This is a genomic window from Thermomonas fusca (assembly GCF_005862345.1).
Lineage (GTDB): Bacteria > Pseudomonadota > Gammaproteobacteria > Xanthomonadales > Xanthomonadaceae > Thermomonas > Thermomonas fusca.
This window is the reverse complement of sequence record NZ_SROY01000003.1, coordinates 322,274-331,074: the sequence shown is the minus strand read 5'-3', so window position 1 is coordinate 331,074 and position 8,801 is coordinate 322,274. Positions and strand designations below refer to the sequence as shown.

19 protein-coding genes are annotated in these 8,801 nt (G+C 64.6%); all 19 read left to right on the top strand.

From position 1 onward, the window contains the following. On the top strand, positions 1–79 hold a 79-nt coding region (locus tag E5S66_RS09525), incomplete at its 5' end, for an EF-Tu C-terminal domain-related protein (RefSeq protein ID WP_454651434.1). A 457-nt stretch (positions 80–536) separates the two neighbouring features. Next, positions 537–848, top strand: coding sequence for a 30S ribosomal protein S10 (gene rpsJ / locus E5S66_RS09520; protein WP_024891232.1), 312 nt, complete (start codon positions 537–539; stop codon positions 846–848). Between the two features lie 11 nt (positions 849–859). Then, the gene (gene rplC / locus E5S66_RS09515; RefSeq protein WP_028839550.1) at positions 860–1,516 is read left to right on the top strand and encodes a 50S ribosomal protein L3; all 657 of its coding nucleotides are present in this window, start codon (positions 860–862) and stop codon (positions 1,514–1,516) included. A gap of 2 nt (positions 1,517–1,518) precedes the next feature. Then, a complete protein-coding gene (rplD, locus tag E5S66_RS09510; protein ID WP_028839551.1) occupies positions 1,519–2,121 on the top strand; it encodes a 50S ribosomal protein L4 in 603 nt (200 codons plus the stop codon). Then, positions 2,118–2,417: a 50S ribosomal protein L23 gene (gene rplW / locus E5S66_RS09505; RefSeq protein ID WP_028839552.1), complete on the top strand. Its 300-nt coding sequence runs from the start codon at positions 2,118–2,120 to the stop codon at positions 2,415–2,417. Before rplD ends, rplW begins: the two co-directional genes overlap by 4 nt. A gap of 11 nt (positions 2,418–2,428) precedes the next feature. Next, on the top strand, positions 2,429–3,256 hold the full coding sequence (rplB, locus tag E5S66_RS09500; RefSeq protein ID WP_028839553.1) for a 50S ribosomal protein L2: 828 nt from the start codon (positions 2,429–2,431) through the stop codon (positions 3,254–3,256). A 6-nt stretch (positions 3,257–3,262) separates the two neighbouring features. Beyond that, positions 3,263–3,529, top strand: a complete 267-nt coding sequence (rpsS, locus tag E5S66_RS09495) for a 30S ribosomal protein S19 (RefSeq protein ID WP_028839554.1) — start codon at positions 3,263–3,265, stop codon at positions 3,527–3,529. A gap of 10 nt (positions 3,530–3,539) precedes the next feature. Next, positions 3,540–3,875 carry a 50S ribosomal protein L22 gene (gene rplV / locus E5S66_RS09490; RefSeq protein WP_138348980.1) on the top strand — a complete coding sequence of 112 codons (336 nt, stop codon included), beginning with the start codon at positions 3,540–3,542 and terminating at the stop codon, positions 3,873–3,875. A 2-nt stretch (positions 3,876–3,877) separates the two neighbouring features. Further along, the gene (gene rpsC / locus E5S66_RS09485) at positions 3,878–4,630 is read left to right on the top strand and encodes a 30S ribosomal protein S3 (protein WP_138348979.1); all 753 of its coding nucleotides are present in this window, start codon (positions 3,878–3,880) and stop codon (positions 4,628–4,630) included. Positions 4,631–4,633: 3 nt separating this feature from the next. Continuing rightward, a complete protein-coding gene (rplP, locus tag E5S66_RS09480; RefSeq protein ID WP_028839557.1) occupies positions 4,634–5,047 on the top strand; it encodes a 50S ribosomal protein L16 in 414 nt (137 codons plus the stop codon). Beyond that, positions 5,047–5,253 carry a 50S ribosomal protein L29 gene (rpmC, locus tag E5S66_RS09475; protein ID WP_138348978.1) on the top strand — a complete coding sequence of 69 codons (207 nt, stop codon included), beginning with the start codon at positions 5,047–5,049 and terminating at the stop codon, positions 5,251–5,253. The genes rplP and rpmC overlap by 1 nt, the downstream gene beginning before the upstream one ends. A gap of 12 nt (positions 5,254–5,265) precedes the next feature. Beyond that, on the top strand, positions 5,266–5,529 hold the full coding sequence (gene rpsQ, locus E5S66_RS09470; RefSeq protein ID WP_138348977.1) for a 30S ribosomal protein S17: 264 nt from the start codon (positions 5,266–5,268) through the stop codon (positions 5,527–5,529). A gap of 15 nt (positions 5,530–5,544) precedes the next feature. Further along, positions 5,545–5,913: a 50S ribosomal protein L14 gene (gene rplN / locus E5S66_RS09465; protein WP_028839560.1), complete on the top strand. Its 369-nt coding sequence runs from the start codon at positions 5,545–5,547 to the stop codon at positions 5,911–5,913. A gap of 17 nt (positions 5,914–5,930) precedes the next feature. Further along, the gene (gene rplX / locus E5S66_RS09460; protein WP_138348976.1) at positions 5,931–6,245 is read left to right on the top strand and encodes a 50S ribosomal protein L24; all 315 of its coding nucleotides are present in this window, start codon (positions 5,931–5,933) and stop codon (positions 6,243–6,245) included. A 1-nt stretch (position 6,246) separates the two neighbouring features. After that, complete coding sequence (gene rplE, locus E5S66_RS09455; protein WP_138348975.1) at positions 6,247–6,789, top strand: 50S ribosomal protein L5; 543 nt, start codon at positions 6,247–6,249, stop codon at positions 6,787–6,789. A 10-nt stretch (positions 6,790–6,799) separates the two neighbouring features. Further along, complete coding sequence (gene rpsN, locus E5S66_RS09450) at positions 6,800–7,105, top strand: 30S ribosomal protein S14 (protein ID WP_028839563.1); 306 nt, start codon at positions 6,800–6,802, stop codon at positions 7,103–7,105. Positions 7,106–7,284: 179 nt separating this feature from the next. Beyond that, a complete protein-coding gene (rpsH, locus tag E5S66_RS09445; RefSeq protein ID WP_028839564.1) occupies positions 7,285–7,680 on the top strand; it encodes a 30S ribosomal protein S8 in 396 nt (131 codons plus the stop codon). A gap of 13 nt (positions 7,681–7,693) precedes the next feature. Then, on the top strand, positions 7,694–8,221 hold the full coding sequence (gene rplF / locus E5S66_RS09440) for a 50S ribosomal protein L6 (RefSeq protein WP_028839565.1): 528 nt from the start codon (positions 7,694–7,696) through the stop codon (positions 8,219–8,221). Between the two features lie 84 nt (positions 8,222–8,305). Then, positions 8,306–8,659 carry a 50S ribosomal protein L18 gene (rplR, locus tag E5S66_RS09435; RefSeq protein WP_028839566.1) on the top strand — a complete coding sequence of 118 codons (354 nt, stop codon included), beginning with the start codon at positions 8,306–8,308 and terminating at the stop codon, positions 8,657–8,659. Positions 8,660–8,801 lie beyond the last annotated feature (142 nt).

Here is an 8,801-nt window from a genome sequence, read left to right as displayed (position 1 = left end):
GGACGAAGGCCTGCGCTTCGCGATCCGCGAAGGCGGCCGCACCGTCGGCGCCGGCGTGGTGGCGAAGATCATCAAGTGATGCGAGGCCCCGCGCGCTTCGGCGCGCGGTTGGCCAGAACATCACCCCGCGCAGGCGGGGGTCCGGCTCGAAGCGTCATTCCCGCCGGGCGGGAATGACGTGCGGAAACAAAAGGGAATCCGGACTTGCAAAGTCCAGCAAACCCCCGTTAGAATGTACGACCCCAGCGGAATCTGAGTTCCGGTCGGGGCGCGAAATGAAGCGCAGGATGCGCTTCGTGTTCGCCAGACAGGGAGATGTCGCGTGGCAAGGCCTCGTCCGTTCCGGAAGTTTCCGGGACACATCGGCGGGGCCTTTCGGCGCGTTCATGGAAACCTGCTCTGGCGGGCCGGGCATCCGGCTCGCCAATTCGCATGCAGGACGCAGCGAAAACCCGCAAGACCCGTTGTATTCACGGGGTGTGGCGCACCCAACGCCGTCGCACCTGTCGCTCTTTAGAACATGAGGCATTCCTCCCATGGCGGACCAGAAGATTCGCATCCGGCTGAAGGCGTTCGATCATCGTCTGATCGACCGTTCGGCCAGCGAGATCGTCGAGACGGCCAAGCGGACCGGCGCGCAAGTGCGCGGCCCGATCCCGCTGCCGACCAAGATCGAGCGTTACACCATCCTGACCTCGCCGCACGTCGACAAGGACGCGCGCGATCAGTATGAGACCCGCACGCACAAGCGCGTGCTCGACATCGTCGACCCCAACGACAAGACCGTGGACGCGCTGATGAAGCTCGAACTCGCGGCTGGCGTTGATGTCCAGATCAAGCTGACCTGAGGAGTACCGAGATGAGCGCGAAGAAGTATTCGCTCGGCATCGTCGGTCGCAAGGCCGGTATGAGCCGCATGTTCACCGAGGACGGCAAGGCCGTGCCGGTGACCCTGATCGAAGCCACGCCGAACCGCATCACCCAGATCAAGACCGTGGAAACCGACGGCTACAGCGCCGTGCAGGTCACCGCGGGCGTCAAGCGCGCCAGCCTGCTGACCAAGCCGGCCACCGGCCACCTGGCCAAGGCCAAGGTGGAAGCGGGTCGTGGCCTGTGGGAGCTGCGCGTCGAAGCCGACCAGATCGGTGGCTTCGAAGTGGGCGGCGAGATCAAGGCCGACATCTTCAGTGAAGGCCAGATCGTCGACGTCCAGGGCGTGACCAAGGGCAAGGGCTTCCAGGGCACGATCAAGCGCTGGAACTTCAAGATGGGTGATGCCACCCACGGTAACTCGCTGTCGCATCGCGCGCCGGGCTCGATCGGCCAGCGCCAGACGCCGGGCCGCGTGTTCCCGGGCAAAAAGATGGCCGGCCACATGGGCCACGTCACCCAGACCACGCAGAACCTGCAGGTCGTGAAGGTCGATGCCGAGCGCGGCTTGATCGCCGTGCGTGGCGCGATCCCGGGTGCGCCGGGCGGCGATGTGATCGTGCGCCCGACGAGCAAGGGAGTCTGATCATGGAACTGAATATCAATGGCGGCGCCAAGCTGGCGGTCTCCGAGGCGGTGTTCGATCGCGCCTTCAGTGAAGACCTGATCCATCAGGTCGTCGTGGCGTACCGCAACGCTGGTCGTGCCGGCACCAAGGCGCAGAAGACGCGTTCGGAAGTCAACGGCACCACCAAGAAGTCGAAGAAGCAGAAGGGCGGCGGCGCGCGTCATGGCGCCCTGACGGCCCCGATCTTCGTCGGCGGTGGCGTGACCTTCGCGGCCAAGCCGCGCAGCTTCGCGCAGAAGGTCAACCGCAAGATGTACCGCGCCGCGATCGCGTCGATCCTGTCCGAGCTGAATCGTCAGGGCCGTATCACCGTGATCGAGTCGTTCGACATCGATGCACCGAAGACCAAGGGTCTGGTGGCCAAGCTCGCCGAGCTGAAGGCCGGCCGGCGCCCGCTGATCGTCACCGAGGAAGCGACCGACAACCTGTACCTGTCCGCGCGCAATCTGCCCTACGTGCAGGTGCGTGACGTGCAGGGCCTGGATCCGGTCGCCCTGGTCGGCGCCGATACCGTGCTGGTGACAACCGACGCGGTGAAGAAGATCGAGGAGTGGCTGGCATGAGCGCCGCAAACCTGTACGAAGTGATCCGTGCGCCGCGTGTGTCCGAAAAGACCGCGCGCCTGCAGGAAGTCTCCAACCAATACGTCTTCGAAATCGCGAAGACCGCCACCAAGGCTGATGTCAAGGCGGCGGTCGAGAAGATCTTCGACGTCAAGGTCGAGGCGGTCAACGTGGTGAACGTGAAGGGCAAGACCAAGTCCTTCAAGTTTCGCCAGGGCCGCCGCGGCGATTGGCGCAAGGCGTACGTCACCCTGGCCGAAGGCCAGGCGATCGACGTGATGACGGCCTCGGCCTGAGGAACAAGTCCATGGCACTGATGACATTCAAGCCCACCTCTGCCGGCCGTCGCTCGATGGTCCGCGTGGTGACGCCGGATCTGCACAAGGGCGCGCCCTACGCGCCGCTGGTCGAGAAGCAGAGCAAGACCGGTGGCCGCAACCACCACGGCCGCATCACCACCCGCCACATCGGCGGTGGGCACAAGCAGCATTACCGCATCATCGACTTCAAGCGCGACAAGGAGGGCATCCCGGCCCGCGTTGAGCGCATCGAGTACGATCCCAATCGCACCGCGCACATCGCGCTGCTGTGCTACGCCGACGGCGAGCGCCGCTACATCATCGCGCCGAAGGGCCTCAAGGCCGGCGACCAGGTGATCGCGGGCCGCGACGCCCCGATCAAGGCCGGCAACACCCTGCCGCTGCGCAACATCCCGGTGGGTTCCACGATCCACTGCATCGAGATGAAGCCCGGCAAGGGCGCGCAGCTCGCCCGCGCGGCCGGTGCCGGCGTGCAGCTGGTCGCCCGCGAAGGCGTCTACGCCACCCTGCGCCTGCGCTCCGGCGAAATGCGCAAGGTGCCGGCCGAGTGCCGCGCGACCATCGGCGAAGTCAGCAATGACGAGCACGGTCTGCAGAAGCTCGGCAAGGCGGGCGCCGCCCGCTGGCGCGGTGTCAAGCCGACCGTTCGTGGTGCTGCCATGAACCCGGTCGATCACCCGCACGGCGGTGGTGAGGCGAAGGCAGGCCAGGGCAACCCGCATCCGGTCACCCCGTGGGGCGTGCCGACCAAGGGTTACAAGACCCGCAAGAACAAGCGCACCCAGCAGTTCATCGTGCGCGATCGCAGGAGCTAATCGGCAATGGCACGTTCACTCAAGAAGGGCCCGTTCATCGACCACCATCTGCAGAAGAAGGTGGAGACCGCGGGTAGCAGCAAGAAGCCGATCAAGACCTGGTCGCGTCGCTCGACGATCCTGCCGGAAATGATCGGGTTCACCATCGCCGTGCACAACGGCAAGAACCATGTCCCCGTGCTGATCAACGAGAACATGATCGGCCACAAGCTTGGCGAATTCGCCGTGACCCGTACGTTCAAGGGTCATGGCGGCGACAAGAAGGGGAAGTAAGGAGATGACCATGGAAGCGAAAGCCGTCCTGCGCAGTGCGCGCATCTCCGCCCAGAAGGTTCGCCTGGTCGCCGACCAGGTGCGCGGCCTGCCCGTGGCCCGTGCGCTCGACCTGCTGAAGTTCTCGGACAAGAAGGCCGCCGGCATGATCTACAAGGTCGTGTTCTCGGCTGCCTCGAACGCCGAGAACAACAACGGCGCCGATGCGGACGAACTCAAGGTCAAGACCATCATGGTCGATGAGGGTCCCTCGCTGAAGCGCTTCATGGCGCGTGCGAAGGGCCGTGGCACGCGCATCACCAAGCGCACCAGCCACATCACCGTGGTCGTGGGCGAGGGCAAGTAATCATGGGTCATAAAGTCAATCCGATCGGCATCCGCCTGGGCATCGCCAAGGACTGGAACTCCAAGTGGTATGCCGGCAAGAAGCAGTTCGCCGAGTTCCTGTCGGCCGACCTCCGTGTCCGCGACATGCTGCGCAAGAAGCTGGCCCAGGCCGGCATCAGCAAGATCCTGATCGAGCGTCCGGCCAACAACGCCCGCGTGACCATCCACACCGCCCGTCCGGGCGTGGTGATCGGCAAGCGCGGCGAGGACATCGAGAAGCTGCGCAAGGAAGTGTCCGATGTGCTCGGCGTGCCGGCGCACATCAACGTCACCGAAGTCCGCAAGCCGGAACTCGACGCGCAGCTGGTGGCCGAGTCCATCGCCCAGCAGCTGGAGCGCCGCATCATGTTCCGCCGCGCCATGAAGCGCGCGGTCGGCAACGCGATTCGTCTCGGCGCGCTGGGTATCAAGGTCAACGTGGCTGGCCGCTTGAACGGTGCGGAAATCGCCCGTTCCGAGTGGTACCGCGAAGGCCGCGTGCCGCTGCACACCCTGCGTGCGGACATCGATTACGGCTTCGCGGAAGCGAAGACCACCTACGGCATCATCGGCATCAAGGTGTGGGTCTACAAGGGCGAGATCTTCGATTTCTCCCAGGTTGGCCAGGAGAAGCAGGACGACAGCCCGGCGCCGCGTGGCGGCGACCGTGAGCGTCCGCGTGGTCCGCGCCGTGACCGTGGCGACCGCGCCGAGCGCGGCGAAGCGAGGGAATAAATCATGTTGCAACCCAAGCGAACCAAATACCGCAAGGTCCACAAGGGCCGCAATGAAGGCCTGAGCTGGAGCGCCAACGCGGTCAGCTTCGGCGAGTTCGGCCTGAAGGCAACCGCCACCGGTCAGCTCACCGCTCGCCAGATCGAGGCCGCGCGGCGTTCCATCAGCCGCTACGTGAAGCGTGGCGGCAAGATGTGGATCCGCGTGTTCCCCGACAAGCCGATCACCAAGAAGCCGATCGAAGTCCGCATGGGCTCCGGTAAGGGCAACGTGGAGTACTGGGTCGCCCAGATCCAGCCCGGCCGCATGATCTACGAGATCGAGGGCGTCAGCGAGGAGATCGCGCGCGAGGCGTTCCGCCTGGCTTCGGCCAAGCTCTCGGTCACCACCACTTTCGTGACCCGGACGGTGCGCTGATGGAACTCAAGCAACTGCGTCAGAAGTCGGCGGACGAGCTGAAGGCCCACCTGGTCGACCTGCAGAAGGAGCGCTTCGCGCTGCGCATGCAGAAGGCCACCGGCCAGCTGCCCCCGTCCAAGACCAACGAGCCCCGCCGCGTGCGCCGCGAGATTGCTCGCGTCAATACGCTGCTTGGCGCGCTGCAAAACAGTGCGTCGAAGTAAGGAACGGCAGACATGACTGAACAAACCAAGAAGCTGCACACGGTCGAAGGCCGCGTTGTCAGCAACAAGATGGACAAGACCGTGACGGTGCTCGTAGAGCGCCAGGTCAAGCACGCGCTGTACGGCAAGTACATCCGTCGCTCGACCAAGCTGCACGCCCATGACGCCGACAACACCTGCAGCGAAGGTGACGTCGTCCGCGTGGCGGAATGCGCACCGATGTCCAAGACCAAGAACTGGCGCGTGGTGGAAATCATCACGCGTGCCGCCGAGTAAGCAGGAGAGACAGCCATGATCCAGATGCAGAGCTTTCTCGACGTTGCCGACAACTCGGGTGCCAAGGAACTGATGTGCATCAAGGTGCTCGGCGGCTCGAAGCGCCGTTACGCCGGCATCGGCGACATCATCAAGGTGTCGGTGAAGGAAGCGATTCCGCGCGGCAAGGTGAAGAAGGGCGACGTCTACGACGCCGTCGTGGTGCGCACCCGCAAGGGCGTGCGCCGCGCTGACGGTTCGCTGATCCGCTTCGACGGCAACGCCGCCGTGTTGCTGAACAACAAGCAAGAGCCGATCGGTACTCGCATCTTCGGGCCCGTGACCCGTGAGCTGCGCACCGAGAAGTTCATGAAGATCGTCTCGCTCGCGCCTGAAGTGCTCTGAGCGGAGGAAGGAAGAACATGAACCGTATCCGCAAGGGCGACCAGGTGGTAGTGACCACCGGCAACAAGAAGATCAAGGGCCAGACCGGCGAAGTCGTGCGCGTCGATGGTGAGCGCGTCTACGTTGCCAACCTGAACCTGATCAAGCGCCACACCAAGCCCAACCCGCAGGCCGGCCAGCCCGGCGGCGTGGTCGAGCGCGAGGCGTCGATCCATATTTCCAACGTGATGCTGCTCAACCCGGCGACGGGCAGGGGCGAACGCGTTGCCACCAAGGTGCTCGAGAATGGAAAGCGCATCCGCGTGTTCCGCTCCAGCGGCGAGGCTATCTGACATGAACACCCGTCTCGAAAAGTTCTACAGGGAAGAAGTGGTGCCGAAGCTGATGCAGCAGTTCGGCTACACCAATCCGATGCAGGTCCCGAAGCTCGTCAAGGTCACGCTGAACATGGGCGTGGGCGAAGCGGCGACCAACAAGAAGGTGCTTGAGAACGCTGTCGCCGACATGACCAAGATTTCCGGCCAGAAGCCGGTGGTCACCAAGTCGCGCGTCTCGGTCGCTTCGTTCAAGATCCGCGACGGCTGGCCGATCGGTTGCAAGGTCACCCTGCGCCGCGCCCAGATGTTCGAGTTCCTCGATCGCCTGATCAACATCTCGCTGCCGCGTGTCCGCGACTTCCGCGGCGTGTCGGGCCGTTCGTTCGACGGCCGTGGCAACTACAACATGGGCGTGAAGGAGCAGATCATCTTCCCGGAGATCGACTTCGACGCCGTTGATGCGATGCGCGGCATGGACATCGCCATCACCACCACCGCGAAGACCGACGCCGAGGCCAAGGCCCTGCTCGAAGCCTTCCGCTTCCCGTTCCGCAACTAAAGGACACGTCATGGCCAAGACTTCCATGATCAACCGCGAAGCCAAGCGCGCCAAACTGGCCAAGCAGTACGCCGCCAAGCGCGACGCGCTGAAGAAGGTCATCGCCAGCCAGGACGCGTCCTACGAGGACAAGATGGTGGCCGCGACCAAGCTGCAGAAGCTGCCGCGCGACTCCTCACCGTCCCGCCAGACCACCCGCTGCGCCCTGACCGGTCGCCCGCGTGCGGTCTACAGCAAGTTCGGCCTGGGCCGCAACGCGCTGCGCAAGGCGACGATGAATGGCGACGTGCCTGGCCTGCGCAAGGCGAGCTGGTAAAAAAAACTGCTATACTGATCCGCTACCTGTCGCGAAAGCGGCGGTGGCGGCTCCCGAACCCCGCAGCGATGCGGGGTTTGCGCCTGCAACAGCGCCGCGACGTTCCAGTTTCGCGGCGTCCACAATCCGAAAGATTTTCGCGAAAGCGGATATCGGTGCTACTCATCAGGTGAATCCATATGAGCATGACTGATCCTATCGCCGACATGCTGGTCCGCATCAGGAATGCGGCCGCGGTCGGCAAGCCGGCGGTGAAGATGCCGTCCTCCAAGGTCAAGGTCGCGATCGCCAACGTCCTCAAGGACGAAGGCTACATCGCCGACGCCCGCGTGACCCCGAACGGCGCCAAGGCCGAGCTTGAAATCGCCCTGAAGTACTTCGAGGGCAAGCCGGTGATCGAGACCCTGAAGCGCGTGTCGCGCTCGGGTCTGCGCCAGTATCGTGGCAAGGATGCGCTGCCGAAGGTCCTGAACGGCCTCGGCGTGGCGATCGTTTCCACCTCCAAGGGCATCATGACCGACTCGCAGGCGCGCCAGCACGGCGTCGGCGGCGAAGTCCTGTGCATCGTGGCCTAAGGGAGTAACGAACATGTCCCGAGTCGCCAAGAAGCCCGTCGTCCTCGCCAAGGGCGTCGAAGTCAACGTCCAGTCGGACGCGATCAGCGTCAAGGGCCCGAAGGGCACCCTGACCGTCGCCAAGCCGGCCGGCATCGAAGTCAAGATCGAAGACGGCCACGCGCAGCTGTCGGCCAACGATCCGTCGCTGGTGCCGCTCGCCGGCACCCTGCGCGCGATCGTCGCCAACATGGTGCACGGCGTCAGCTCCGGCTTCGAGCGCAAGCTCGAGCTGGTCGGCGTGGGTTACCGCGCCGCCATGCAGGGTCAGGATCTCAACCTGTCGCTGGGCTATTCGCACCCCATCCTGTTTGCGCCGCCGGCTGGCATCACCATCACCACGCCGACCCAGACCGAAATCCTGGTCGCGGGTGCCGACAAGCAGCTGGTGGGTGAAGTTGCCGCCAAGATCCGTGGTTACCGCCCGCCGGAGCCCTACAAGGGCAAGGGCGTGAAGTATTCCGACGAGACCATCATCCGCAAGGAAGCCAAGAAGGCGTAATCGCGCATCCCCGGCAAGAGCCCGCACATCCTCGTGCGGACACTTCGGGGCAAGCACAGCCTTCAGCTTTCGGAGAAGAAGACCATGGAAAAGAAGATCGCCCGCCTGCGTCGCGCCAAGTCGACCCGTGCACACATCCGCGAACTCGGCGTGCCGCGCCTGTCGGTGCTGCGCACCGGCCAGCACCTGTACGCCCAGCTGTTCACCCACGACGGCGCCAAGGTGCTGGCGTCGGCCGCTACCGTCGAGGCCGACGTGAAAGCCGGCCTGAAGAATGGCAAGAACGCCGAGGCTGCCGCCAAGGTCGGCCAGATGATCGCCGAGCGCGCCAAGGCCGCCGGCATCGAGCGCGTTGCGTTCGACCGTTCGGGCTACCGCTACCACGGGCGCATCAAGGCGCTGGCCGACGCCGCGCGCGAAGGCGGCCTGCAGTTCTAAGGGCCTGAAGGCGAGGGGCTCCGGCTCCTTGCCTTCCGCTGTCTGCTGCCGATGCGGCTCGCATCGGGCGCCACCGCCGGTTGCGGCGATGGCGGAACACCCGCAGCACTCCACAACCATAAGCGGCAAAGCCGCAAATCCC